General features: G+C 73.4%; 21 protein-coding genes, 1 other RNA gene and 1 pseudogene. 13 read left to right on the forward strand and 10 right to left on the reverse strand.

The genetic code is table 11. From position 1 onward, the window contains the following. Nucleotides 1–49 precede the first annotated feature (49 nt). From AB0J10_RS09930 to AB0J10_RS09940, 3 genes are all read right to left on the reverse strand, one after another. Nucleotides 50–838, reverse strand: a complete 789-nt coding sequence (locus AB0J10_RS09930) for a hypothetical protein (RefSeq protein ID WP_363059699.1) — start codon at nucleotides 836–838, stop codon at nucleotides 50–52. Between the two features lie 193 nt (nucleotides 839–1031). Further along, nucleotides 1032–1982, reverse strand: a complete 951-nt coding sequence (locus AB0J10_RS09935; RefSeq protein WP_363059701.1) for an N-acetylmuramoyl-L-alanine amidase — start codon at nucleotides 1980–1982, stop codon at nucleotides 1032–1034. Between the two features lie 33 nt (nucleotides 1983–2015). Beyond that, entirely contained in the window at nucleotides 2016–2669 is a 654-nt protein-coding gene (locus AB0J10_RS09940; protein WP_363059703.1) for a class I SAM-dependent methyltransferase, read from the reverse strand. A gap of 663 nt (nucleotides 2670–3332) precedes the next feature. On the opposite strand from AB0J10_RS09940, the gene AB0J10_RS09945 reads away from it, so the two are divergent. From AB0J10_RS09945 to AB0J10_RS09960, 4 genes are all read left to right on the forward strand, one after another. Further along, a complete protein-coding gene (locus tag AB0J10_RS09945) occupies nucleotides 3333–3614 on the forward strand; it encodes a hypothetical protein (RefSeq protein ID WP_363059705.1) in 282 nt (93 codons plus the stop codon). Nucleotides 3615–3824: 210 nt separating this feature from the next. Then, on the forward strand, nucleotides 3825–6062 hold the full coding sequence (locus tag AB0J10_RS09950) for an acyl-CoA dehydrogenase (protein WP_363059707.1): 2238 nt from the start codon (nucleotides 3825–3827) through the stop codon (nucleotides 6060–6062). 78 nt (nucleotides 6063–6140) lie between these two features. Continuing rightward, nucleotides 6141–7331 carry a lipid-transfer protein gene (locus AB0J10_RS09955; protein WP_363059709.1) on the forward strand — a complete coding sequence of 397 codons (1191 nt, stop codon included), beginning with the start codon at nucleotides 6141–6143 and terminating at the stop codon, nucleotides 7329–7331. 257 nt (nucleotides 7332–7588) lie between these two features. Continuing rightward, nucleotides 7589–9052 (forward strand): MFS transporter, encoded by a 1464-nt coding sequence (locus tag AB0J10_RS09960; RefSeq protein ID WP_363059711.1) that lies wholly within the window; start codon nucleotides 7589–7591, stop codon nucleotides 9050–9052. A 224-nt stretch (nucleotides 9053–9276) separates the two neighbouring features. Here the strand turns inward: AB0J10_RS09960 and AB0J10_RS09965 are convergent. After that, a pseudogene (locus tag AB0J10_RS09965) lies at nucleotides 9277–9705 on the reverse strand (response regulator); the annotation flags it as partial. A 418-nt stretch (nucleotides 9706–10123) separates the two neighbouring features. On the opposite strand from AB0J10_RS09965, the gene AB0J10_RS09970 reads away from it, so the two are divergent. The 3 genes from AB0J10_RS09970 (at nucleotide 10124) to AB0J10_RS09980 (ending at nucleotide 13095) form a co-directional block, all read left to right on the forward strand. Further along, nucleotides 10124–10978, forward strand: a complete 855-nt coding sequence (locus tag AB0J10_RS09970; RefSeq protein WP_363059713.1) for a MaoC/PaaZ C-terminal domain-containing protein — start codon at nucleotides 10124–10126, stop codon at nucleotides 10976–10978. Between the two features lie 87 nt (nucleotides 10979–11065). Beyond that, nucleotides 11066–12142, forward strand: a complete 1077-nt coding sequence (locus AB0J10_RS09975; RefSeq protein WP_363059715.1) for a Zn-dependent alcohol dehydrogenase — start codon at nucleotides 11066–11068, stop codon at nucleotides 12140–12142. A gap of 11 nt (nucleotides 12143–12153) precedes the next feature. Next, nucleotides 12154–13095, forward strand: coding sequence for a 3-oxoacyl-ACP reductase (locus AB0J10_RS09980; protein WP_363059717.1), 942 nt, complete (start codon nucleotides 12154–12156; stop codon nucleotides 13093–13095). A gap of 341 nt (nucleotides 13096–13436) precedes the next feature. Here AB0J10_RS09980 and AB0J10_RS09985 read toward each other — a convergent pair whose 3' ends face one another. Next, on the reverse strand, nucleotides 13437–13607 hold the full coding sequence (locus AB0J10_RS09985) for a hypothetical protein (RefSeq protein WP_363059719.1): 171 nt from the start codon (nucleotides 13605–13607) through the stop codon (nucleotides 13437–13439). Nucleotides 13608–13711: 104 nt separating this feature from the next. Next, nucleotides 13712–14866: a hypothetical protein gene (locus tag AB0J10_RS09990; RefSeq protein WP_363059721.1), complete on the reverse strand. Its 1155-nt coding sequence runs from the start codon at nucleotides 14864–14866 to the stop codon at nucleotides 13712–13714. A gap of 319 nt (nucleotides 14867–15185) precedes the next feature. Between AB0J10_RS09990 and AB0J10_RS09995 the strand changes: the two genes are divergently transcribed. From AB0J10_RS09995 to AB0J10_RS10005, 3 genes are read left to right on the forward strand one after another with little or no spacing between them, the layout of a single operon-like run. Further along, nucleotides 15186–16001 carry a Nif3-like dinuclear metal center hexameric protein gene (locus AB0J10_RS09995; protein WP_363059723.1) on the forward strand — a complete coding sequence of 272 codons (816 nt, stop codon included), beginning with the start codon at nucleotides 15186–15188 and terminating at the stop codon, nucleotides 15999–16001. Further along, nucleotides 15998–16741: a C4-type zinc ribbon domain-containing protein gene (locus tag AB0J10_RS10000; RefSeq protein ID WP_269732606.1), complete on the forward strand. Its 744-nt coding sequence runs from the start codon at nucleotides 15998–16000 to the stop codon at nucleotides 16739–16741. The genes AB0J10_RS09995 and AB0J10_RS10000 overlap by 4 nt, the downstream gene beginning before the upstream one ends. Beyond that, nucleotides 16741–18015, forward strand: coding sequence for a bifunctional RNase H/acid phosphatase (locus AB0J10_RS10005; RefSeq protein ID WP_363059726.1), 1275 nt, complete (start codon nucleotides 16741–16743; stop codon nucleotides 18013–18015). The genes AB0J10_RS10000 and AB0J10_RS10005 overlap by 1 nt, the downstream gene beginning before the upstream one ends. A gap of 289 nt (nucleotides 18016–18304) precedes the next feature. Here the strand turns inward: AB0J10_RS10005 and yaaA are convergent, their stop codons facing one another. Then, nucleotides 18305–19105, reverse strand: a complete 801-nt coding sequence (gene yaaA / locus AB0J10_RS10010) for a peroxide stress protein YaaA (protein WP_363059728.1) — start codon at nucleotides 19103–19105, stop codon at nucleotides 18305–18307. 471 nt (nucleotides 19106–19576) lie between these two features. Between yaaA and AB0J10_RS10015 the strand changes: the two genes are divergently transcribed. Next, nucleotides 19577–21019, forward strand: a complete 1443-nt coding sequence (locus AB0J10_RS10015) for an RNB domain-containing ribonuclease (RefSeq protein WP_363059730.1) — start codon at nucleotides 19577–19579, stop codon at nucleotides 21017–21019. Here AB0J10_RS10015 and AB0J10_RS10020 read toward each other — a convergent pair. Further along, nucleotides 20970–21800 carry a hypothetical protein gene (locus AB0J10_RS10020; RefSeq protein WP_363059732.1) on the reverse strand — a complete coding sequence of 277 codons (831 nt, stop codon included), beginning with the start codon at nucleotides 21798–21800 and terminating at the stop codon, nucleotides 20970–20972. The genes AB0J10_RS10015 and AB0J10_RS10020 overlap by 50 nt on opposite strands. Continuing rightward, nucleotides 21797–22585, reverse strand: coding sequence for a MerR family transcriptional regulator (locus AB0J10_RS10025; protein ID WP_363059734.1), 789 nt, complete (start codon nucleotides 22583–22585; stop codon nucleotides 21797–21799). Before AB0J10_RS10025 ends, AB0J10_RS10020 begins: the two co-directional genes overlap by 4 nt. Before the next feature lie 316 nt (nucleotides 22586–22901). Here AB0J10_RS10025 and rnpB point away from each other — a divergent pair. Beyond that, nucleotides 22902–23315: RNase P RNA component class A (rnpB, locus tag AB0J10_RS10030), an RNA gene on the forward strand. 509 nt (nucleotides 23316–23824) lie between these two features. Here the strand turns inward: rnpB and AB0J10_RS10035 are convergent. After that, nucleotides 23825–24145: a hypothetical protein gene (locus AB0J10_RS10035; RefSeq protein WP_363059736.1), complete on the reverse strand. Its 321-nt coding sequence runs from the start codon at nucleotides 24143–24145 to the stop codon at nucleotides 23825–23827. Between the two features lie 1095 nt (nucleotides 24146–25240). Here AB0J10_RS10035 and AB0J10_RS10040 point away from each other — a divergent pair. Beyond that, the gene (locus tag AB0J10_RS10040) at nucleotides 25241–25453 is read left to right on the forward strand and encodes a hypothetical protein (RefSeq protein ID WP_363059738.1); all 213 of its coding nucleotides are present in this window, start codon (nucleotides 25241–25243) and stop codon (nucleotides 25451–25453) included. Nucleotides 25454–25519 lie beyond the last annotated feature (66 nt).

Below are 25519 nucleotides of genomic sequence, written 5' to 3' on the forward strand. Positions count from 1 at the left end.
CCGGAAGGGAAAGGCGAGGGGCCGTGCTGTGCGCCGGTCGGACGGCGGGTCAGCCGCGCTGGATGCCGGTGGTGTCCTGCAGCACGCCGCGCCGGCCGTCCTGCGTCTGCGCCACCAGGGCCGGACCGCGCTGGTCGACCGCGAGGTACCAGGTGCCGGGCGCCAGTTCGGCGATCGGCGTAGGGGCGCCGTCCTCCGCGTACAGCGGCCGGGCCACCGGCACCGCGAACCAGAACGGCGAGAAGTCCTGGGCCGGGCCGCCCTGCGGCTGCCCCTGTGCGGCGCCGGGCTCCCGGCCCCCGTACGGCTGCTGCTGCCCCGGCCGGCCGCCGTAGGGCTGCTGCTGGGCGCCGGGGTAGCCGTAACCGCCCTGCGGCTGCGCGCCGTAAGGCTGCGGGGTCTGCGGCCTGGGCGCGCCGATCAGGGGGGCCTTGAGCGCGGGGACGAGCGGGGTGGCGATCGCGCCCGCGGCCAGCACCAGGGTGCCGAGCAGGCCGAGGATCGCACCCGCACCCGCGTCGCCGCTGATGTCGATGATCGTCCAGAACATCGTCCACAGGGCGAAGAGGCTCAGGGCGACGCCGAGCTGCGCGACGTCGAGGCCCACGACCTTGCGCCCCGGCATGGCACGGCCGACGATGATCAGCCCCGCGGCGATGATCCCGCCGAGGTGGACGGACATCACCGTGCCCAGCGAGTCCCAGGCGTTCGGCACCGCGGAGCAGTCGACGCCGCTCGGGCAGTCGACGCTGAAGAAGTCGAGGAACGAGGCGATGAACAGCACCACCGCTGCTCCGATCACCACGCCATCGCCTCGAGTGAGGGAGCGGATGTTCACGTGTAGTCCTTAGTCGGTTGCGTCTCGTCGTGGCGGTCGTCGGTGCCGCCGGTCGGCGGTGCACGCACGGAGGCTCGGGGGTGGCCCCATCGTACGGGTGCCGGTGGGAACCGGTATGAGACCCCCGTACCCGGCGGGGACGAATCTATCGCCTGCCCCGTCCGCCCCGGGCGGTAGGTGCTGACGCCCTGGTCTACCCCAGCAGATAGGTGGTGATGCCCTCGGCGATCCCCTGCGCCGCCTTCTGGCGCCACTGCGAACTCCTCAGCAGGGCCGCGTCCTTCGCGTCGCGCATGTTCCCGCACTCGACGAACACCTTGGGAACGGTCGACAGATTCAGTCCACCGAGATCCCCGCGCTCGTCCAACCCCGTGGCGCCGCCGATGTAGTTGGCCGGCGCGCTGCCGGTGGCCTGCACGAACTTCCCTGCGATGCGTTCCGCGAGTTCGCGGGACGGGCCGACGATCTCCGTGGTGTCGGCGGCGCCGCGCTTCACCAGGGCGGGGTGGATCACGTGGAAGCCGCGGTTGCCGCTGCCCGAGCCGTCGGCGTGGATCGAGACCACCGCGTCGGCTCCGGCCGCGTTGCCGATGCGGGCCCGCTCGTCCACACAGGGGCCGTACGGCCGGTCGCCGTCCTGGGTGAATCGCACCGTTGCGCCCTGCTTCTCCAGCAGGGTGCGAAGACGGTGTGAAACATCGAGGGTGAACGCGGCCTCGGTGTAACCGTCGTTGGTGGCCGTGCCCGTGGTGTCGCACTCCTTGCTGTTCGTCCCGATGTCCACGTGCCGGTTGATCTCGCGGGCGTGCCGGAAGTTCCCCGGGTTGTGACCGGGGTCGATCACGACGACCCGGCCCGCGAGGGGCCCCCTGCCCGGAGTGGCGGGCTTGGCGTCCCCGGAGGGTGTCTCCGGGGTGTCCGAACCCCGGGGCGCCGGGGCGGCACCGGACGGCGCGGCGGACGGCGCGGTGCCGGTCTCCTCCGGGCCTCCGGGTGCGGCGCCGGAGCCGCTCGAACCGCCGCAGCCGGCGAGCGTCACCGCCGTCAGCACGGCGACGGTGAGGGCGGCTCCGCCGCGGGCCACGGCCCGGGACGCGAGGAGGCGGGGCCGGGGGGAGGGCTGCTGGCTCAGGTCGTACGGCACGTCGCGATGCTAGGGGATGACGGCGGCGACACCTCAGATTCCGGCACCAGTGCGCCGCAGTACCCGCAGCGAGCCGGTGGCCGACACCTCGGTGAACGCGCCGGAGGCGAGCGCCCTCAGGTAGATCCGGTAGGGCGCCTGGCCGGTCCACTCGTCGACCGGGTCGGGGAAGACGTCGTGGATGACCAGCAGGCCGCCCCCGGCCACCTGGGGGGCCCAGCCCTCGTAGTCGTTCCCGGCGTGCTCGTCGGTGTGCCCGCCGTCGATGAAGACCAGGCCCACCTCGCGGTCCCAGACCTTCGCCACCTGCGGAGACCGTCCCACGACGGCGATCACGTGGTCCTCCAGCCCGGCCGCGTGCACGGTGCGGCGGAAGGTGGGGAGGGTGTCCATCCGCCCGACCTCGGGGTCCACGAGTTCCGGGTCGTGGTAGTCCCAGCCGGGCTGCTGCTCCTCGCTGCCGCGGTGGTGGTCGACGGTGACCGCCACGGTGCCGGACTCGCGTGCGGCGTCCGCCAGCAGGATCGTGGACCGGCCGCAGTACGTCCCGACCTCCAGCAGCGGCAGCCCGAGCGCCCCGGCCTCCACGGCCGCCGCGTACAGGGCGAGGCCCTCGCCGACGGGCATGAAGCCCTTGGCGGCCTCGAACGCGGCGAGGATCTCCGGCTTGGGGGCGGCGGTGGCCATGGGATTCCTCCGGCGGCGGGGTGGGTCCGACGTGGACGGGGCTGATGTGCGTGGGGCTGACGTGGGGCGGAGCGAACGGGCCGGACGCACGGGCGCCCGGACGTCACATCGTAGGCTCCGCGGGGGCCGCCAGCCGGGCGGGGGCGATCACCGGCTGTTCCCGGGCGAGCGGCCGGTGCGGCAGGCCGGGGAGCGGGCGGAGCGTGCCGTCCGGCCGCAGGGAGGGGCATGCGGCCATGGGCATGCCCATCCAAGGGGGGAGGCTCCGCCCGCGGGCGCCTGCCGTCATCGGCGGGCCTCACCACCGCCGCGTCGCGGGTGCCCGTCGGGGAGTGGAGTGGGCCGCGCCCCCACGAGACCTCGTCCCGGTCCTGCTCGTCCCGGTCCTGCTCGTCGCGGTCCTGCTCGTCGCGGGGCCGCCGACGACTGCACGGCGTGGGCCGTCACGGTCGTCCCGCTGCTCGCGGCGGCGTTCGCGGTGAGCCCTACTCGTGCGGGAGGGCTGACGGCTCCCCGCCCCGCGGGCGGTGCCCCGGCCGGGAACGGGCCCCGCGCGCGGCGACCGGGCGCCGACGGGTGTTCCCGCCGGATTGGGGACACGATGGACACACGCACGAGAGCTGCCCGGCGACCGCCCGGGACGACGACTGCTGCGGAGGCGCCATGGACACCTGGGCGACGTGGACCACTCAGGGGATCATCGCCGGCACCGGCGGGGTCATGACCACGGAAGGTGGTCCGATCACAGGAGACGTGACCGTGCACACCACGTGGATCGACGGCCTGGCGCAGGTGACCGTGCAGCACACCGGGGCGACCGACTGGTACGCCGTGCAGGGCAGCCCCGTGCCCGCCGAGGACGAGGACGCGGGCCGGGCCGTGCACCAGGCGGCCGTGGAGGCGGTCAAGGAGGGTGGCGGCAGGGCGTTCTCGTTCCCCGTCTGAGGTGTCGGCCGCTCGGCGCCGGTGGTGTCCGCCGGGCGGCGGCGTTCGGCCCTTTCGCGGCTCGCGTACGGAGGTGCTCGCGCCGCCCGGCGGACACCGCACGGGGGAGCCGTCGCCGCCCGGACGCGGCACCGCGATTCAGGCCGTGCGCCGCTTCCGTCATGCATCTGACCTTCCGTCAGATTGAAACGTGTTCTACTCTCCGGCTCCATGGGGAGCGGAAGCATCGCGATCACTCACGAACAGCGAGCCCTCGCGGACTCCGTGCGCCGCTGGCTCGCCCGCGCCGTACCGCCCGAAACGGTGCGCAAGCTGCTCGACGCGCCGGCGTCCGGCGGGGGGAGGCCGGCCTACTGGGACGGTGCCGCCGAACAGGGACTGCTCGGCGTGCATCTGCCGGAGGCGTACGGCGGCGGGGGCGGCACGCTCCTCGATCTCGCCGTCGTCCTGGAGGAGACCGGACGGGCAGCCCTGCCCGGTCCGTACCTGCCGAGCGTGCTGGCCTCCGCCGTACTGGAGCGCGCCGGGCGTCCGGACCTGGCCGCGGCGCTCGCCGGCGGCCGCCGGGTCGGCGCCGTGGCACTCGGCCCCGGTGGCCTCACCGCGACCGCCGCCGCCGGGGGAGCCCTCCTCCTCGACGGGACCGCGCCTCCCGTACTCGCCGGTACCGACGCCGATCTGCTCGTACTCGCCGCCGGCCCGAACCCGGTCCTGCTCGCCGTGGACGCCGCCGACCTCGCCGTACGCGGACACGCGAGCGCCGACCCGACCCGGCCCACCGCCGAGGTCACCGCGCACGGGGTCACCGTCCCCGCGGACCGCGTCCTCACCGCCCCACCCGGGATCGTGCCGGAGCTCGCGGCCGTGCTGTTCGCCGCCGAGGCGTGCGGCACGGCCGGCTGGGCGCTGCACACCGCAACCGAGTACGCGAAGGTCCGTGAACAGTTCGGGCGACCCATCGGGCGGTTCCAGGCCGTCAAGCACCTGTGCGCGGACATGCTCGTCCGCGTCGAACAGGCCCGGGCCCTCGCCTGGGACGCCGCCCGCGCCGCCGGCGGAAGCGCTGACCGGAGCACCGGCGCCGGCCGCCACGGCGGCGCAGACGTGAACCACGGCGGCCCCGGCGCAAGCCCCGGGGCGGCGCTGGCCGCCGCGCTCGCCGCGGCCACCGCACTCGACGCCGCGTACGGCTGCGCCAAGGACTGCATACAGATCCTCGGCGGCATCGGGTTCACCTGGGAACACGACGCCCACCTCCATCTGCGCCGCGCCCTCGTCGCCCGGCAGCTCCTCGGTCCGGGCGACGCCCACCGCCTGCGCGCCGTACGGCTCGCCGCCGACGGCGTACGCCGTGAGCTGCGACTCGAACTCCCCCCGGAGACCGAGCCGTTCCGGGTGCGGGCCCGTCGGGCCGTCGCCCCCGCACGAGGGCTGGACCCGGCCGCTGCCCGCCGGCTCCTCGCCCCCACCGGCCATGCCGCCCCCCACCTCCCGCCCCCGTACGGCCTCGGAGCCGGCCCGCTCCGGCAACTCGCCGTCCAGGAGGAGCTGCGGGCCGCCGGGGTGAGCGTCGGGGACCTGGGCATCGCCACCTGGGTGGTGCCGTCCCTCATCGCCCACGGCACCGACGAGCAGAAGGCCCGCTATGTGCTGCCGACCCTGAGCGGCGAACTCCGCTGGTGCCAGCTCTTCAGCGAGCCGGCCGCGGGCTCCGACCTGGCGGGCCTGCGCACCCGAGCCGAGCGCCTGCCCGACGGGCGCTGGCGGATCACGGGCCAGAAGGTGTGGACCAGCGCCGCGCGGAGTGCCGACCACGGTGTCCTCCTCGCCCGTACGAATCCCGATGCGCCCCGGCACAAGGGACTCACGTACTTCCTCGTCGACATGAAGGGCACCGCGGGCATCGACGTCCGGCCGCTGCGGGAGATCACCGGCGAAACGCTGTTCAACGAGGTCTGGTTCGACGGCGCCGTGCTGCCCGCCGACGCCGTCGTCGGCCAGGTGGACGACGGCTGGCGCGTCGCCCGCAACACCCTCGGCAACGAACGCGTCCACATGGCCGACCAGTTGACGTTCGGCACGGGCCTCGAGGAGCTGATCGCGCGGAGCCCCGGCCTCGACGACGCCTCCCGCGCCCGGATAGGCGCCCTCGCCGCCGAGGCGCACGCGCTCGGCTGCATCGCGCTGCGCACCACACTGCGGCAGGTCGACGGCTTGGAGCCGGGGCCCGGCGCGTCGGTGCGCAAGCTCGTGCAGACCTCGCACCAGCAGAAGGTCGCCGAGCTGTCCCTGGAACTGCTCGGCCCCGAGGGCGCGGTCCGCGAGGGGCCGGGCGAACGCGCCGTCCACGAAGTGCTGATGTCCCGCTGTCTGACGATCGCGGGCGGCACCACCCAGGTCCAGCTGAACGTCGTCGCCGAGCGCCTGCTCGGCCTGCCCCGGGACTGACGGCCCGGGACGGAGCTTGGAGAACGGCGGTCCCGGGGCGGGCCGTCCCGAGACCCTGAGACCGAAGGAGTCGTTCCGGTGAAGAGCTACATCGTCGGTGTGGGGATGACGAAGTTCGAGAAGCCCGAGTCGAGGGACTGGCGGTACCCGGACATGGCGCAGGAGGCCGGCACCGCGGCCCTGGCCGACGCCGGCATCCCGTACGAACTCGTCCAGCAGGTCCCCGTCGGCTACTGCTTCCAGCCCTCCACGGCCGGGCAGCGCGCCGTGTACGAACTCGGTCTCACCGGCGTCCCCGTCTACAACGTCAGCAACAACTGCGCCACCGGTTCCACGGCGCTGATGCTGGCCCGGCAGCTCGTCGCGGGCGGGCTGAGCGACTGCGTACTCGCGCTGGGCTTCGAGCAGATGAGGAAGGGAGCGCTCGGCGGGGGCGCGGGCGGAGGGGACCTCGCCGGCTCACCCGTGGCCCGGCACTACGGGATCATGGCCGCGACCCACGGGTTCGAGCGGACCCCGCCCACCGCCCAGATCTTCGGCAACGCGGCCCGCGAGCACATGGAACGCCACGGCACCATCGAGCGGCAGCTCGCCGCCGTCGCAGCCAAGAACCACCGGCACTCCGCCGCCAACCCGTACGCCCAGTTCCGCACGGTGTACGAGGTGGACGAGATCCTCGCCGACAAGCCGGTCCACCCCCCGCTCACCCGTCTCCAGTGCTCACCCACCTCCGACGGGGCCGCCGCGGCCGTCGTCGTCTCCGAACGGTTCCTCGTCGAACACGGCCTCCACGACAAGGCCGTCGAGATCGCCGGACAGTCGATGGCCACCGACACCGCCGACTCGTTCAGCTCGGGCTCCTGCGTCGACGTCGTCGGCACCCCCGTGTCCCGAGCCGCGGCCCGGGGGGCTTTCGAGGAGTCCGGACTCGGCATCGAGGACATCGACGTCGTCGAGTTGCACGACTGCTTCTCGATCAACGAGCTGCTGACGTACGAGGCGCTCGGCATGTGCCCGGACGGCGGGTCCGGCGAGCTCGTCGAGTCCGGGGCGACGACGTACGGCGGACGGTGGGTGGTCAACCCCTCGGGCGGCCTCATCTCCAAGGGGCACCCCCTGGGAGCTACCGGCCTCGCCCAGGCCGCGGAACTGACCTGGCAGCTGCGCGGCGAGGCCGGACCGCGCCAGGTCCCCGGCGCGCGCACGGGACTCGCCCACAACATCGGTCTGGGCGGCGCGGCGGTGGTGACGGTGCTGCGGAAGGAGTGAGGGGGCGGGGCGGACGGGACGCCGGGCGCCCCGCGCTGGTCGCGGGGAGCGCCGGCGGCGTCCGCTGCCGGTCCCTGGCCGGCGGACGGCTTCCGCACCGTGGGGGGGGCCGCGCGGAATCGGCCCTGACCGGTCCGACCTGAGGGCGGGGGCTGCCGAGACGGCTCCCGGCCAGGTGGGAGGCCGCGACCTAGGACCGGAGTCCCCGGTCTCGTCCGTCGAAATCAGGATGTACGGATGAACAGGTGCCTGGGAGCATGACGCTCATGACCCACGCCCACCGTGCCCCGACCGGCATCTCAGACCCCGCCGCAGCGGTCGCGGGGCGCACCGACCGCACCGAACAGCGGATGTGGGCCGTGGTGCTGGCTGCCTGCGCCGGGCAGTTCCTCGTCGTGCTGGATGTGTCCGTCGTCAACACGGCGCTGCCGTCGATGCGGAGCGACCTGGGGCTGAGCAGCGCGGGGCTGCAGTGGGTCGTCAACGCGTACTCGATCGTCCTCGCCGGTTTCATGCTGCTCGGCGGACGCGCCGGGGATCTCTACGGCCGCAAGCGGATGTTCCTGGTGGGCCTGGGGGTGTTCACCGTCGCGTCGCTGGCGGGCGGGCTCGCGCAGGAGGGCTGGCAACTGCTCGCCGCGCGCGCCGGGCAGGGTCTGGGTGCGGCCGTTCTCGCCCCCTCGACGCTGACACTGCTCACCTCGGCCGTGCCGGAGGGCCCCGCACGGGCCCGGGCCATCGCCACCTGGACCGCCGTCGGTGCCGGTGGCGGGGCGGCGGGCGGACTCGTCGGCGGGGTGCTCACCGAGGCCCTCTCCTGGCGCTGGACCCTGCTGATCAACGTGCCCATCGGCGCGGCGGTCGTCGCCCTCGGCGCCTGGTGGCTCACCGAGTCCCGCGCGGGGGAGCGTCGCCGGCTGGACCTGCCGGGCGCCGTGCTCGTCACGGCCGGGCTGGCGACGCTCGCCTACGGCGTCGTGCAGACCGAGCAGGACGGCTGGACCGCTCCCGAGAGCCTGCTGCCGTTGCTCGCCGGACCGGCGCTGCTCGGCGCCTTCGTCGCGGTCGAGGCCCGGACGAGGACGCCCCTGATGCCGCTGAAGCTGTTCCGGACTCGGGCGGTGTCGGCGGCGAACGCCGCGATGTTCAGCTGTGGCGCGGCGATGTTCTGCATGTGGTACTTCATGACGCTCTACGCCCAGAACGTGCTGCACTACGGCCCGCTGGCCGCCGGACTCGCCCTCATGCCCAGTTCGCTCGCGGTCGTTCTCGGATCCAAACTCGCCCCGCGGCTGATGCGGGTCGCCGGTGCGCGCCATGTCGCCGTGTTCGGGGTGCTGGTGTCCGCGGCCGGCTTCGGGTGGCAGTCCACGATGGACGCGCACGGCTCGTACGTGACCGCGATCATGCTTCCGGGAATGTTGATGATGGCCGGCGGGGGTCTGGCGGGCACACCGCTCGCCTCCCTGGCGACCTCGGGCGCCGCGCCTGGCGACGCGGGCCTCGTCTCCGGCCTGATAAACACCTCACGGGTGATGGGCGGGGCGTTCGGCCTCGCGGTGCTCGCGACGGTGGCGGCGGCCCGCTCGGGCGGCTCGGCGACCCCAGAGGCGCTGGCGGCCGGGTACGCCCTGGCCTTCCGGACCGGGACGGGCATCCTGTTGGGCGGTGCGCTGATGATGCTGCTGTGGCTGCCGAAGGACCGCGTGCGGCACGCCTGATCACCGAGTGGCACGGGGACGCGGGCTGGCACGGGGGGCGCCGCCCGCTGCGGCGCACAGGCGCTCGGTGGGGGAGTACGGGGGCGGGCGTACGGGGGCGCACGCCCGCACGGGCCACGATTCCCCTGCCGGTTCGGATTCGGGATCGTGTGATCGCCCCCTCAGGGGCAGCCGCGCACATCCCTCTCCCGCGGGGGATGCGGAGTCGGAGCCGGCTCCGCGTCCGCCGCGGCGAGGGCCGGATCGACGACCGTCTCCCCGCGCAGCACCCGGCGGATCGCGTCCGCGAGTTCCTCCACCGGCCCGTCCTTGACGAGGAATCCCGCGGCCCCGGCCTCCATCGCCCGCCGCAGCGCGCCGGGGCGTGCGAACGTCGTCAGGATCAGCACCCGGCAGTCCGGCACCTCGTCCCGGAGGAGCGCCGCCGCGTCCAGCCCGCCGGGGCCGGGCAGTTCGATGTCCAGCAGCGCCACGTCGGGCCGGGTGACGAGAGCCGAGGCGACGATCGCGTCGCCCGCGGCCACCTGCGCCACGACCTCGATGTCCGCTTCCATCCCGAGCAGCAGTGCGAGGCCGCCGCTCATCCCCTGGTCCTCCGCGAGCAGAACCCTTACGGACTTGCCGGACCGTCGTTCGTGGGGCTTTTCGTCCATCGCATCAGGATATGGCCGAAGTGCCCGTCGAGCGCCGGGGGTGTGGGCATTCGGGTTCCGGTGGGTGCGGGGTGGGCTGTGCTCGGCGGGGCCCCGGAGGTGTCCGCGGGTGGGCTGTGCTCGGCGGGGCCCCGGAGGTGTCCGCGGGTGCGCCGGAGGAGTGGCCCGGGCCTTCGGAGGGTGGCTCCGCAGGCCCCCGTGAGCGGCCGGACACACCGATCTGACGCTGCGTCAGCAGACTTCACAAGTGATGGGACGTGCGTTATACATAGGGGCCAACCGGCCTAGAACGCGTTCTAGAACACCCTCGTGGAGCGGCCGGCCCCGTACGGCCTCGGTGCGGCCGACGGTGCGGACGGCCGCACCGAGGTCTTCCACTCCCTCCAGGGGAGCCAAGGAACCAAGGAGCAGCGTCCCCATGCCCATCGATGCCGCCAAGGCGATCGCAGCGGAGCCCCGCAGCGCCGAGATCAGCTGGGACCACAAGGACATCCAGCTCTACCACCTCGGGCTCGGCGCCGGCGTCCCCGCCACCGACCCCGACGAACTGCGCTACACCCTCGAGTCCCGGCTGCACGTGCTGCCCAGCTTCGCCACCGTCGCGGGAGCGGGTATGAGCGTGGTCGGCGGGCTCTCCGCCCCCGGCATCGACGTCGACCTCGCCGCCGTGCTGCACGGCGGCCAGTCGGTCACGCTCCACCGCCCCATCCCCGTCGAGGGCCGGGCCACCAGTACCTCCCGCGTCGCCGCCGTCTACGACAAGGGCAAGGCCGCGGTCCTGGTGCTGCGCACCGATGCGGCCGACGCGGACGGCCCCCTGTGGACGAGCGACGCGCAGATCTTCGTCCGCGGGGAGGGCGGCTTCGGCGGCGAGCGCGGCCCCTCCGTCGGCACCGGGCAGCCGGACCGCGAGCCGGACCGGACCGTCGAACGGACCGTCCGCGAGGACCAGGCGCTCCTCTACCGGCTCTCCGGCGACTGGAACCCACTGCACGCCGACCCGGAGTTCGCGAAGCTCGCGGGCTTCGACCGGCCCATCCTGCACGGCCTGTGCACGTACGGCATGACGCTCAAGGCGATCGTCGACACGCTCCTCGGCGGGGACGTCACCCGCGTCCGCTCGTACGCCACGCGCTTCGCCGGAGTGGTGTTCCCCGGGGAGACGCTGCGCATCCGTATGTGGGCCGGGGACGGGCGCGTACGGGCGTCGGTGACGGCCGTGGAGCGGGACGACGCACCCGTGCTCTCGGACACCGTGGTCGACCACACCTGACCCGTCGACCCGGCCCCGGCCCTCCGTGCACCGACCCCGTGCACAGTGAAGCCAGAACCCGAAGCCCGACTCCCGAAGGGGGCGCACATGCGCGCTGCCGTACTGCACGAGATCGGCCAGGACAAGCTCGACGTCCTCGACGACGTCGAGACGGTGGGCTTCGGCCCCGGCAAGGTGAGGATCCGGATCAGGGCGACCGGGCTGTGCCATTCGGACGTCTCCGCGATGAGCGGGGTGCTGCCGCAACCGGCGCCGTTCATTCCGGGCCACGAGGGAGCGGGGGAGGTGCTCGACGTCGGCGACGGCGTGACCGCCGTCAAGCAGGGCGACCGGGTGCTGATGTGCTGGCTGCCCGCCTGCGGGAGCTGCCCGGCCTGCCGGCGAGGTCAGTCCCAGCTCTGCCTGGCCGGGTTCATGAACGCGGGCACGCCCAACTTCAGGCGTCCCGGCGGCGATGTCTTCGGCTTCGCCGGGACCGGCACCTTCGTGGAGGAGGTCGTCGTCGACGCCGGCTGCGCGGTGCCGATCCCCGACGACGTCCCGTACGAGATCGCGGCGCTCATCGGCTGCGGCGTCACCACAGGGCTCGGCGCGGCGATCAACACCGCCCGGGTGGAGGCCGGCTCGTCCGTCGCCGTCATCGGCTGCGGCGGCGTCGGCATCTCCACCATCCAGGGCGCCCGGGTGCAGGGTGCCGCGCAGATCGTCGCCGTCGACCCGGTGGCCTCACGACGCGAGGCGGCGCTGGCCTTCGGCGCCACCGAGGCCGTCGCACCGGACGCGCTCGGCGAGGCCAGGCAGCGGATCACCGGCGGCGAGGGCTTCGACTACGTCTTCGAGGTCGTCGGCAAGTCGGCCACGGCGAGGACGGCGTACGAGACGACCCGGCGCGGCGGGACCCTGTGCATCGTCGGGGCCGGGGCCATGGACGACTTCCTCCAGCTCAACATGTTCGAGCTGTTCTTCGACGAGAAGCGGATCCTGCCGTCGATGTACGGGGGCGGCGATGTGCTCCGCTCCTACGAACGGGCCATCGCGCTCTGGCGCGCCGGCCGGATCGACCTGGAGTCGCTGATCACCCACCGGGTGCAGCTCGCGGAGATCAACGAGGCCCTGACCCAGATGCGTACGGGCGAGGCGCTGCGCACCTGCATCGAGATCTGAGGGGGACCCCGATGCCACTCCCACTCCAGGGCCTGTCCGCGATCGTCACCGGCGCGGGCCGCGGCCTCGGCCGGGCCGAGGCGCTCGAACTCGCACGGCTGGGCGCGGCGGTCGTCGTCAACGACTACGGGCAGCCGGGCCGCGACGGCTCGGGCGAGGCGTCCACCGCGCCTGCCGAGCAGGTCGCGGAGGAGATACGGGCGGTGGGCGGCCATGCGGTCGCCCACACCGGCGACGTCTCGGACTTCGAGGCGGCCGGGTCCCTCGTCGCGCTGGCCGTCGGCATGTACGGCAAGCTCGACATCCTCGTGAACAACGCGGGCATCCTGAGGGACCGGATGGTCTTCTCGATGAGCGAGGACGAGTGGGACTCGGTGATCCGGGTCCACCTCAAGGGCCACTTCAACACCACTCACTTCGCCTCGGCACACTGGCGCGAACGGTCCAAGGCGTCGGACGGCCCGGTCTACGGCAGGGTCGTCAACACCTCCTCCGAGGCGTTCCTCGCGGGCTCGGCGGGCCAGCCCAACTACGCGGCGGCCAAGGGCGGCATCGTCGGCCTGACCACCTCGACGGCGTCGGCGCTGCGGAAGTACGGCGTCACCGCGAACGCGATCTGCCCCCGGGCCCGTACGCGCATGACCGAGGACGTCTTCGCCGGAGTCGGCGAACCGGCGCCCGGCGAACTCGACCCGCTCGCCCCGGAACACGTCGCCCCGCTCGTCGGCTATCTCGCCTCCCCGGCCGCGTCCCGCATCACGGGACAGCTCCTCGTCGTCCACGGGGGCATGGTCGCGATCCTCGACCGCCCGAGGGTCGGGGCACAGTTCGACTCGGCGAAGGAGACCTTCTCGTACGAGGAGTTGGCGGGCGTCCTCGGCCCGTACTACGCGGATCGGGCACCGGACGAGACCTTCGCGGCGACGGAGGTGCTGTCGCTGAAGCGGGCGTAGTCCCGGGCTGCCGCCCACCGGCACGGCCGGCGCCCTGGAACCCCACCCGGCCGGGCCACTGCCACCCGGTGCGCCGACCGTCGGCCCCGGCCACCGCCCGGTTCCGCGCCGCGGTACCGGAAGCCCGAGCCGAGATTGCGGCTCGGACGTCGCCGTCGCGGCGGCGGGCGGTGGATGTCGGTGAGGGCGTCCACGGAGGCGGCCGCGGCTCGGACGTCGCCGTCGCGGCGGCGGAAGCCGGTGAGCGAGGGTGCCCACGGAGGCGTCAGGTGACATGGGTGAGGGCCGCCACGGGCTTCCGCGGCGGCCCTCACCCCACCCCATGCGCCTCGCGGGCGCTGCTACGCCGCCTCGCCCTTCTTCGGGCGGCGGTGGCGGCCGTGCACCGGAGACGTCGTGTCCTCCGAAGCAGCGGCACCACCACGGTGCTTGCCGGAGCCGACGGCCTCGGCCTGGTTCGCGCCCGCTCCCTGCGGACGCGCCTGGGTCGTGTCGGTTCGGGCCTCAGACATGTGGGAAATTCACCCCGTTGTTCCATCGCCGATGTGGTGTCACCGGGGCAGCCGTCACCGTCGGCATCCGAACGGTACGGCTGTGTGTCCCCCGGCCGCAGAGTCTAACCACGCGCCGCGCGGCCCGTGAGAGGCGCCTGCTGCAGGGGCACGGGTCTGCACGGGGCCGGACTTCCCGTATCCCCGCAGGGTTCCCCACCTGCGCGTTCCGGTTGCGCCGGTTCCGTGGCGGGTGCCGGCGGAAGGGGGTCCTGGGGAGGTTCCAGACGCGCCACCCCGCATGCCACCGCCTCCGTCGTGCAGGGCAGTTGCAGCACCCCCTCCCGGCTCCAGAGCCCGGAGCCCGCCAACCACCCCTCCGGTGCCGGGAGTTGGTGCAGACGTCGCCCGGCAGGCCGCCAGACCCCCACCCAGGTGCCCGCCGCCGCGTCGATCCGCAGCGCCACCGCGCAGCTCTCCGGTATCAGGACCCGCCCCGGCTGGATCGCGAACGGCGTCACCGCCGCGTCGGGCAGCCGCAGGCACTCCGGGAACCGGGCGGGCCGCAGACTCCCGAGCACACCCCATCCCAGCCGGTCGTGGCCCGCCGCGTCCGAGCGGATCATCAGCAGCCCGCTCTCCGCGTCGGCGAGCAGCAGCCGGTCGTTGCTGTCCTCCGTGATCTGCAGCAGCGGCGTCACCTCGCCACCCCGCTCCAGGTCGACGACCACCGCCTTGGTGATCCCGTCCCGCTCGCGGTCCAGTGCCAGCATCCGGCCCGTGCGGTCCAGCCACACCCCGCCCGAGCAGCGGCCGGGCACTTCCGCGACCCGCTCGGGCCCGAACGCCCCGCCCGCCACCAGCCACACGGTCGTCGAACTCCCGCCCGGCGCCAGCGCATAGGCGCAGGTGCCGTCCGGCGACGGCGGTAGCAGCCGCAGCTCGGCCGACTCCACTGAGCCCAGGGGCAGTTCACCCGTGCCCGGACCGGTCGGGTACAGCAGGGAGAACGAGCGGAGCCCCGCCACCCGCCGATGGACCAGCACCCGCCCGTCGGCGAGTGGGGCCACCTCGGTGCCGGCCTCCTCGGGCTGGCCGAGCGGCAGCGGCACCGCGTACGGCTCCGGGCCGTCGAGCGTCCAGCGCTCGGCGAACAGGGCTTCTCCGCGACCCGCGAGGCGCGCCGCGTAGCTGCCGCCCGCGCCGACCGTGAGCGCCGCCCGCGGTGCGGGCCGTGCGGCCTCGTGCTCCGCGGCTTCCTCGATGGCACACGCTGTCATCGGATGGTCACCTCCGGCCACCGAAGCTAGTTTTCGTACTTCCAGCCGAACACCGCGAGCCGGTTCACTTCACACATAAGGATGGCCGAATCCGGATTTGCCTGAGGGAGCGGTGACTGTTGTGCTCCGGGGTGCGAGGGCCGAGGCAAGGCGCCTGAGCCGGACCGTCGCGGACCGCCCGTGCGCCCGCCGCTCCGGGAGGTCCTCTCCCACGTCGGAGGCCGCCTGGTCGTGTGCGTCAGGGGGCACCCGGTCGTGCGGGTCCCGGGGGCACCCGGCGAGGGACGGCGGGAGGCGGAGGGCAGGTAGCCTTGCCCCCGTGCCCCGTCTGTCTGAAGTCATCGCCGAGCTCGACGCCCTCTGGCCTCCCGAGCGGGCAGAGGAATGGGACGCCGTCGGCACGGTCTGCGGCGAGCCCGACGCCGAGATCAGCCGTGTCCTCTTCGCCGTCGATCCCGTCCTGGAGATCGCCGAGGAGGCCGTCGCGCTCGGCGCGGACCTCGTCGTCACGCATCACCCGCTCTATCTGCGCGGCACCACGACCGTCGCCGCCTCCCACTTCAAGGGACGGGTCGTCCACACCCTCATCAAGCACGACATCGCCCTGCACGTCGCGCACACCAACGCCGACACCGCCGACCCCGGCGTCTCCGACGCCCTCGCCGGCGCTCTCGACCTCCGCGTCACCGGTCCCCTCGTGCCCGCGAACGGCCTGGGCCGGATCTGCGAACTCGACCACCCCGAGACGCTGCGCGAGTTCGCGGCCCGCGCCGCCGCGCGGCTGCCCGCCACCGCCCAGGGCATCCGCGTCGCGGGAGACCCGGAGGCGACCGTCCGCCGCGTCGCCGTCAGTGGCGGCTCCGGCGACAGCCTCTTCGGGGCCGCCCGGGCCGCCGGCGTCGACGCGTTCCTCACCGCCGACCTGCGGCACCACCCCGTGTCCGAGTCCGTTCAGCAGGCGCCGCTCGGACTGGTCGACGCCGCCCACTGGGCCACCGAGTGGCCCTGGTGCGAACAGGCCGCCGCCCAGCTCGACGAGATCTCCGACCGCCACGGCTGGAACCTGCGGGTCCATGTCTCCAAGACGGTCACCGACCCCTGGTCCTCCCACCACACCTCTGGAGCCCCCAACTGAACGCCGCGCCCGCCGACCAGATCCGACTCCTCGACGTCCAGGCCCTGGACGTGCGTTTGTCGCAGATCGCGCACAAGCGCAAGTCCCTGCCCGAGCACGCCGAACTGGAGTCGCTGAACAAGGACCTCTCGCAGCTGCGCGACCTGCTCGTCGCCGCGCAGACGGAGGAGAGCGACTGCGCCCGCGAGCAGACCAAGGCCGAGCAGGACGTCGACCAGGTCCGCCAGCGCTCCGTGCGGGACCAGCAGCGTCTCGACTCAGGGGCGATCACCTCTCCCAAGGACCTCGAGAACCTCCAGAAGGAGATCGCCTCGCTGGCCAAGCGCCAGGGCGACCTCGAGGACGTCGTCCTCGAGGTCATGGAGCGCCGCGAGTCCGCGCAGGAGCGCGTCGCGGAACTGACCGAGCGCGTCTCCTCCGTACAGGCGAAGGTCGACGACGCGACGGCCCGCCGGGACGCGGCGTTCGAGCAACTCGACGGCGAGTCCGCGTCGGTCGGCAAGGAGCGCGAGGTCGTCGCCGGCTCGGTGCCCGCCGACCTGATGAAGCTGTACGAGAAGCTGCGCGAGCAGCAGGGCGGGGTGGGCGCGGCCCGGCTGTACCAGCGCCGCTGCGAGGGCTGCCACATCGAGCTCAACATCACCGAGCTGAACGAGGTCCGCGCCGCCGCCCCCGACGCCGTCGTGCGCTGCGAGAACTGCCGCCGCATCCTGGTCCGCACGTCGGAGTCCGGTCTCTGATGCGCGAGCTGGTCGTCGAGGCCGACGGAGGGTCCCGGGGCAACCCGGGGCCGGCGGGGTACGGGGCAGTCGTCCGCGACGCGTCGAGCGGGGAACCGCTGCTGGAGCGGGCCGAGTACATCGGTGTCGCCACGAACAACGTCGCCGAGTACCGGGGTCTCATCGCCGGTCTGAAGGCGGCGAGGGAACTCGACCCGGACGCCCGGGTCCACGCCCGTATGGACTCCAAGCTCGTCGTGGAGCAGATGTCGGGCCGCTGGAAGATCAAGCACCCGGACATGAAGCCGCTCGCGGCCGAGGCCGCGGGGATCTTCCCGTCGGGACGGGTCACGTACGAGTGGATCCCGCGCGAGCGCAACAAGCACGCGGACCGGCTGGCCAACGAGGCCATGGACGCGGGGCGCCGGGGCGAGCGGTGGGAGCCGTCGGCGTCCTCGGCGGCGCTGTCGTCCTCCGCCGAGGACGTGCGGGCGGCCCGGGTCGTCGGCGACGCGGCGGCGGGCGCGGCGAAGGCACGGGCGGCGCTGGCGTCCCGCACCGGGAACGCGGGCCTGTCCGAGGCGGGCGGTTCCCGTGCCTCGGACGGTGCGGCGACCGCACAGGCCACGCTGCCCAGGAGCACCGAGGTGGAGGGCGCCGGCTGGGGCCCGGACCTCGGGCCGCCGGCGACGTTCGTCCTGCTGCGGCACGGAGAGACCGCGTTGACCCCGGAGAAGCGGTTCTCCGGCAGTGGCGACCACGAGCTGTCCGAGGTCGGCCGGCGCCAGGCCGAGGCCGTGGCGGCGGCGCTGGCCGCGCGCGGCACGATCCAGGCGATCGTCTCCTCGCCCCTCAAGCGCTGCCGGCAGACCGCGGAGGCCGTCGCGTCCCGTCTCGGGCTCGACGTGCGGATCGACGACGGGCTGCGCGAGACGGACTTCGGCGCGTGGGAGGGCCTGACCTTCGCCGAGGTCCGGGAGCGGTACGGAGACGACCTCGACGCCTGGCTCGCGTCCCCGAAGGCGGAGCCCACGGGCGGCGGCGAGAGCTTCGCGACGGTGGCGCGGCGGGTCGCGGCGACGCGGGACCGGCTGGTGCGGGAGTACCGGGGGCGTACGGTGCTCGTGGTCACCCACGTCACCCCGATCAAGACCCTGGTCCGCCTGGCCGTCGGCGCGCCCCCGGAGTCCCTGTTCCGCATGGAGCTGTCGGCGGCGTCGGTGTCGGCGGTGGCGTACTACGCGGACGGCAACGCCTCGCTGCGACTGCTGAACGACACCGGCCACCTGCGCTGACCACGGCGCTGCACGGCCGTGGGCGCGGACCCCGGCCCCTTCGGCACCGGGACGGTGCCGGGGCCGGGGAACATGCCGGGGGTGCGGGGCACGGGCGTGATCCGTGGCCGCCCGGCCCGCCGCGCTCAAGGTCTCGTCAGGGCGCGGTGGACCATACGCTCCCGCTCACGAGCCCCGGTGCGGCCCCGCCCGCCGCGTCCGCCGCTCGGTCAGGGCACGGCGACCCGTCCCGTCCGGCGACTGCGGACGGCCACGCCGGCCACACGGCGGGCGCGTCACGGGCGGAAGGTCAGTGGATCTCCGTCACCACCACGTCGAGCGCCCACGCCTTCCCTGGTCGGCCCGGTGCCTCCGCCTCGACCGTGTATCCGAGGTCGCGTAGCGCACCGACCAGTCCGGCCGGGTCCTTCGGCGCGGCGCCGGACTCCAGCAGACCGCGCACGATGCGGCCCTTGGTCGCCTTGTTGAAGTGGGAGACCACGGAGCGCTTCTCGACTCCGTCGACGGTCTGCGAGTGCAGCACCCGCACGGTGGCGGTACGGCCCGCGATCTCGCCCTTCGGCCGCCATGCCGCCGCGTACGCCGACGAGCGGAGGTCCAGGACCAGCCCGTCCCCGGCAGCCTCGGGCAGCGCGGTCGCCATCGGCGCCCGCCAGTGCGCGCCCAGCGCCCCGAGCCCGGGCAGCTTCACGCCCATCGAGCAGCGGTACGAGGGGATGCGGTCGTCGATGCGGACCGCACCCCAGAGCCCGGAGAACACCAGCAGCGACTTCCGGGCCCGCCGGCGCGCGGCGGCGTCGAGCGTGGCCAGTCCGAGCGCGTCGTACAGCACGCCCGTGTAGATCTCGCCGGCCGGGCGCGCCCCGGCCGTGCGCAGCCCGGCGTTCTTCGCGACCTCGTCGCGCAGCCCCTCGCTCAGCCCGAGCACGTCACGGGCCTTCTCCTCGTCCGCCACGCAGAGCTCCACGAGCTCGTCGAGCACCTGTGTGCGCGCCGCGGCCAGGGCGGGCAGCGACAGGGCTTCCGGCTTGAGCGGCGCCCCCCGTCCCGAAGCGGCCTTGCCCTCGGACGGCGGCAACAGCACGAGCACGGTGTTTCTCCTCTGCGACGAACGGACACGGGGTGCGGCCCCTCGCCAGCCTAGTCGGCCCCATCGGCACACCGTGCCGGCCGTCCGGAGCCCGCCACGCGGACCGGAGCGAACGGCGCCCTCCGTCGCCACGCACGCTGTCGTCGCGGCGCGCTTTCGTACCCACGCCGCCGTCACGGACGCCCCTTCGTCCACCGGCGGTCGTCGTGCCGCCCTCCGCCGCCACCCACGCCGCCGTCGCGGCGCGCCGTCGTCCACCGGCCGCCCGGGCACGGCGGCGGGACGGCGCCCGGGACACGTCTGCCGGCAGGGCCCGGAACCGGTCCGCGGGTGGGGCTCGGGCACGGTCCCGGGCCTGTCCGTGTGCGGGGCCGCGCCGGGAACCGGTCCGCGGGCGGGCCGCAGGTGTGCGACCGGGGGCGGGTCCACGCCCCGGTCGCACCCCCGTCGCCCGCGCCATACGCTCGGCACATGCCACGCCGTCGTATGCACGTGACCTGCGCGGCCGACGACCCGCTGCTGGTCTGCCTGTGCGCCCTGCGCGCCCGGCTCGGCGTGCCCGTCGGGTTCCCGGCCAAGGTGCTCGTCGAGGCGGAACGGACGGCGCGGGACCCGTTGCTGCCGGAACGGGACGCGACGGACGTCCCGTTCTTCACCGTCGACCCGCCGGCGGCCGCCGACCTGGACCAGGCGATGCATCTGGAACGGCGGCCGGGCGGCGGCTACCGGGTGCGGTACGCCATCGCCGACATGGCCGCGTTCGTGCCGCCGGGCGGCGCGCTCGACGCCGAGGCGCACCGGCGGACGCAGACGCTGTACTTCCCCGACGAGAAGGTGCCGTTGCACCCGCCGGTGCTCTCCGAGGGCGCGGCCAGTCTGCTGCCCGGCGGGACCGCGCCCGCCCTGCTGTGGACCCTGGACCTGGACACGGACGGCCGTACCGTCGCCGCCGACGTGCGGCGGGCCCTGGTCCGCAGCCGGGCCGGACTGGACTATGCGGGGGTGCAGCGGCAGATCGACACGGGAGCGGCGGAGGAGCCCGTGGCGCTGCTCAAGGAGATCGGGGTGCTGCGCGAGCGGCTGGAAGTGGAGCGGGGCGGCATCTCGCTCGTCCTGCCCGAGCAGGAGATCGTCACCCAGGACCACTCGTACGCACTGGAGTTCCGCGCCCCGTACCCCGTGGAGCGCTGGAACGCCCAGATCTCGCTGCTGACCGGCATGGCCGCGGCCGGGCTGATGGTCACCTCCGGGACCGGCATCCTGCGGACCCTGCCGACCGCGCCGGACGGAGCCGTCGCCCGGCTGCGCAGGACCGCGCGGGCGCTGCAGGTCCCCTGGCCGCACCATGTCCCGTACGCGCAGGTCGTCAGGTCGCTCGACCCGTCGAACCGCCGGCACGCCGCGTTCCTCCAGGAGTGCACGACGTTGCTGCGCGGCGCCGGCTACAGCGCGTTCAGCGGCGGACGGCTGCCCGACCCCTCGGTGCACGCGGCCGTCGCCGACGTGTACACGCACTGCACCGCCCCGTTGCGCAGGCTCGTCGACCGGTACACGGGCGAGCTGTGCGTGGCCGCGTCCGAGGGCAGGGAGCCCCCGGACTGGGTACGTGAATCCCTGGACGTCGTCCCGCGGGAGATGGCGGAGGGGACCCGGCGCGCGAACACCGTCGAGCGCCAGAGCCTCGACACCGTGGAGGCGGCCCTGCTGACGGGCCGGATCGGAGACGTCTTCGACGGGTTCGTGGTGGATGTGCGTGAGAGTGAACCGGACCTCGGAACCGTCCAGCTGGACGATCCGGCGGTCGTCGCCCCGGTCGACGGCGACGGGGCGGAGCTCCCGCTGGGCGAGGCGCTGCGGGTGCGGCTCACACTGGCCGACCCGGGGGCGGCGAAAGTACGGTTCGCGCCCGCGTGACGGCCCGCAGCAGTGAGCGGGCGTCGTCGGCGTGGCAGCGCACGGTGTGCACCTCGCGCGTCCTGCCCAGCAGCCCCACCGACACGACGGGTTCCGTCAGCGTGAGGGTGAGCGACGTCTGCGCACCGACGGGCAGGTTGAGCACGCCTCCCTCCTTCTTGTCGTGCGTGAACATCAGCTCGAAGGAGGCGGAGGCGATCCGCTCCAGCGGAATCCGCAGATCGACGTGGGCGGCCTGGCGCAGCCGCAGCACATCCCCGGACAGCGTGTGCGGCCGGGTCACGGACGCGGCGTGCAGACCGACGACGAAGAGGACGGTGTAGACGTCGAGGACGAGCACCACGGCGTGCAGCACCGGCCAGGGGCTGAGCAGGTACGACATCCCGACCGTCTCGACGACGCAGACGAAGCCGAAGCCGAGGAGGAGCGCGGCCTGGTCGCGGGCGTGCCCGAAGACCCGGTCGCCCGGCCCGACGCCGCTTCGCCGACGGGCCACCCAGAGCAGCAGGCTCCACATGAGCCGAAGTTCGTGCCCGGCCAGCCGTAGCACCGGCTCCGGCACCAGTTCTCGCACGGCCTCGCGCGGTGTCAGCCTCTCCCGGCGCCACAGTCTCAGGAATACGGCCGCCTCGGCCAGCAGCAGGAGCAGGACGGCCGCCTCGGCGGCGGCCAGCACCTGCGCGGGTGGCCGAAGTCCTGCCAACAGACAGACCAAGAGCGCCAGTTCAGCGGGCAGGACGAGACAGGCGACGCCTCTGAGCAGGCGCTTCACCCGCGTCACCGGGCCCGCTCCGCGACCAGTCGCAGCGCACGGCGCACGGCCTCGGCCTGGGCCGGCGGGAAGTCGGCGAAGAAGGCGTCCATGAGGGTGCTCCCGCCGTCGCCGGACGGCGCGCCGTGCTCCCCGAGCCCCTCCACCACCTCGTGGGGCATGCAGTCGGCCAGCGCCCGGGCCGCCTCCTCGACCCGGGGGTCGCCGGTGTCGGCGCCGGCGAGTGCGTCGAGCAGTCCGTACACCTCGTACGCGCGCTCCACCGCTCCGGGAGCCTCGGTCATCCTCCGCATCGCGCCGAGCAGCCGGTCGCGCTCCCCGGCCGGTACGACCGTGTCCAGCAGCGCGAGCACCTCGCGGTCCTTCGCTGCCGTCGCGGACTCGGGCCGCCCGGCGGTCTCCGCGGTGAGACTGCCGAACAGCGCCGCCAGCTCCGGCGACACCGGCCCCTCGGCGGGCAGCCGCCCGGAGCGCGCCTGCTCCAGCACCGCACCCAGCCGTTCGCGCCGTTCGCGGAGCAGCTCCTGCTGCCGGGCGAGGTCGTCGTCCAGTTCCTCCAGGACCTCGGCGAGCTCCCGTCCCGCGTCGTCGGCGAGGACGTCCCTGACCTCGTCGAGGCCGAGCCCGAGCTCCGTCAGCCGCCGGATGCGGGCGAGCAGCACGGCGTCGCGCACCGAGTAGTCCCGGTATCCGTTGGCCCGGCGGGTGGGCTCGGGCAGCAGGCCCTGATGGTGGTAGTGCCGCACGGCACGCGGGGTGACCCCGACGAGTGCGGCGATCTCTCCGATCCGCATGGCCTCAGTAGAAACCCTGACGCTGCGGCAAGGTCAAGCGCGGTCGAGCGGGGTCGAGGGGGCGGCGGGCGGACGGGAGCGCAGGTTCCGGCGGTGCGGGGAGGGCGGGGTCCGGCGAGGTCTGGGAGGGCCGGAGGGCGGGCGAGCCGACGGGAGAACGGGCTCGGCGGATGCCGGGAGGGCCGGCGGGATTGCGGGCTCGGCGGGGGCCGGTACGGCGTGCCGGGAGAGCCGGCGGGAGAGCAGGGTCCGGCGAGGGGCCGGGACGGCGGTGCCGGGACCCGGACGCGCCGGGTAGCATGGTCGACACGGCAGACGAGCCGGGCGGACGGCCGCGTGAGGCCCCTCAGGGGCGCCTCCCGAGGAACGTCCGGGCTCCACAGGGCAGGGTGGTGGGTAACGCCCACCCGGGGTGACCCGCGGGACAGTGCCACAGAGAACAGACCGCCGGGGACCTCGGTCCCCGGTAAGGGTGAAACGGTGGTGTAAGAGACCACCAGCGCCTGAGGTGACTCAGGCGGCTCGGTAAACCCCACCCGGAGCAAGGTCAAGAGGGGCCGCCCCCCGAAAGGGACGGTGGCCCTGCGCGGACGACCGAGGGCGGCCCGCCCGAGTCCGCGGGTAGACCGCAGGAGGCCGGTGGCAACACCGGTCCTAGATGGATGGCCGTCTCCCCGGCGACCGCGAGGTCACCGGGCGACAGAACCCGGCGTACAGCCCGACTCGTCTGCCGCCACCTGCGGCTTTGCCACGGAAAGGGCCTCTGACTTGCGTCGGAGGCCCCTTCTGGTCTTTCCGGGCTTGCCGCTTCAGGCGGCCGAAAGTCCCTCGGAGATGTCGCAGGTCTCCCTGCGGAGCTTGAGGATGACATGACGGCCGTGTCCGACCCGGTGCTCGGCGCGCCGAGTCGTACCTCTCGGTCGCCATAGAGGGCACTTGGCCCGCCAACTAAGATCCAGTCTTCCCGGATTGCACGACATAGTGGTATTCCTTGGGGGAAGGGGAGAGCTGGAACACCATGCCACGTTGCCGCAGCATCCTGATGCTCGTGTCCGTTGGCTCACGCCAGCAGCGCCTGACAGGTGGATCGTTTCGTGAGCATGGTTGCGACTCGGGGATCGGCTTTTCGCTGTAGAGATGATCCCACGTCAGTGTGGTTGAACCTGCGGACAGTTGGGGCTCCACCGGCTGAGACTTACCACCGACCTTTCCTCCAACCAACTCGTCGGGGGGTGCGGTTTAGTAGGCAGTGGCTGTCAGCCGGCAGCGAATGCGGTACTGGTCATCTCCGGACTGGAAGAAGTACTCGCGGGCGGCACCTCCCATGCAGCGGTCTTCCATGATCAGCAGCCCCAGGCTGAGGGTTGTCCCGTCGTAGGCGTTCACCAGGGTGCGCAAGTTCTCCTCCGTCTCCTGTCGAGCCCGGACGGCCTGGCCTTCTCCCGCCAGTTTCCGCAGCTCTTCTTCGCTGGTGGCGCCGCCGCCCGGAGAACAGGCGGCTGCAGCGAGGAGAAGGAGTACGAGCAGAATTCCGGACCAGCCGTTACCCCCCTGGGCCATTGGGTTCCTCGTAGCGAGACTGAGGGTCCGATGCAGTGGCCGCTGGTTGGTCCGGTGGCCATGCCCGGCGTACGTTCGCAGTGCCTAACTGTCGTGAGGTCACATGTCCCATCCTCCGGCTTGCTGCGTGCGGCGGGCACCCGTACTCGTACTCAGAAGTCACGTCCCCTGGAGTGCGTGCTCGGGGCTGGCGCGCACCACGCCGGCCCCCGAGCGGTGGCACCTGTCAGCCCATGAACTTCACGGTTTCCTGGAGGGTTTCTGCATTCAGGTGTGCACCTTGTACCTTCGGATGAAGCGACTGGGCGGAGAGCTCGCGATCCCTCATGTGTGGCCGATCGCGGGCCGGGATGTCGCTCTTCGTGAGCTTCGTGACAATGCCGTGGATCGTTTCAAGGTCACCGCAGATCGCTTTTCCTGCGAAGAGCGCCTGCGGGTTGGCGTATCCGACATCGATCCTCTCGGCGCCTGTTGCGCGGCACGTCGGCGACGTCGTACATCTCCCGGGCAAGGCAGTCGGCAACGCTGTTGAGCCACTGGGCTTCCTCGGTCGAGATTCCAGCACTTGGAGTCTGATTGAGGCACCAGGCGTTGTTCGACACCAGGTCGGAACCGGCGGGATGCGAAGGCGCGACTGCGGGCCGCGGTCGAGGCGGCGTGTGCGGAGGATCCGCATGCGGTGCGAGTGGCGCCACCCGTGGGGGTGGACGGCAGCGGCGGCAACCGTGGCAACGGTGACCCTACGGTTGAGGCTGAGCGCGGCGGCCCCTTGGGCGCGGGGCGCGGACAGTCTGCGGAAGGGGCAACAGGCGGTCCGGGTGTCCCGAGAGTGGAATTCGTGACGGTCCACGCCGGCCCTGTGCCCTGGAGCCGTCCCTACCAGGACGTAGACCCTGACCTGTTCGGCATAGGTACGTGAGAGGTCGAGCCGCCAGCGGGGCATGCGGGGCGTGGAGTTGCAGGACCACGATGCCCTCGACGTGGTGGCGCGGCAAGATCGTCCACAACGGTACGGCCTATGACAGGCCCTGCCACGAGACGGAGTTCGCCCGAACACCGACGGAGCGGTGCACCCGACGAGTTGCGGAGGTTCCCGTGACGGAGCGGCAGCTCGTGCTCGCGAGAGTCGTCGAGGAAGGACCGGGCGTGCACCGCGAGGACCGGCTGCGGGAGGCCGCTCGCTTCTTCGGGTGGGCACTGCTCGGAGCCGATATCAGGGACGCGCTGACCGGCGACATCGACGCGTTGATCGCCGCAGGGGACTTGATCGTGTCGGAGGGCGGCCTGATGCCCGCCGAGGGTTCTTGATTCGTTGCGGTCGACTCTCCTCATATCGCCCGGAGCGTGCGCTGAGCCAGCCGGTCCGATGTCCAG

Source organism: Streptomyces sp. NPDC049887 (genome assembly GCF_040656535.1).
Lineage (GTDB): Bacteria > Actinomycetota > Actinomycetes > Streptomycetales > Streptomycetaceae > Streptomyces.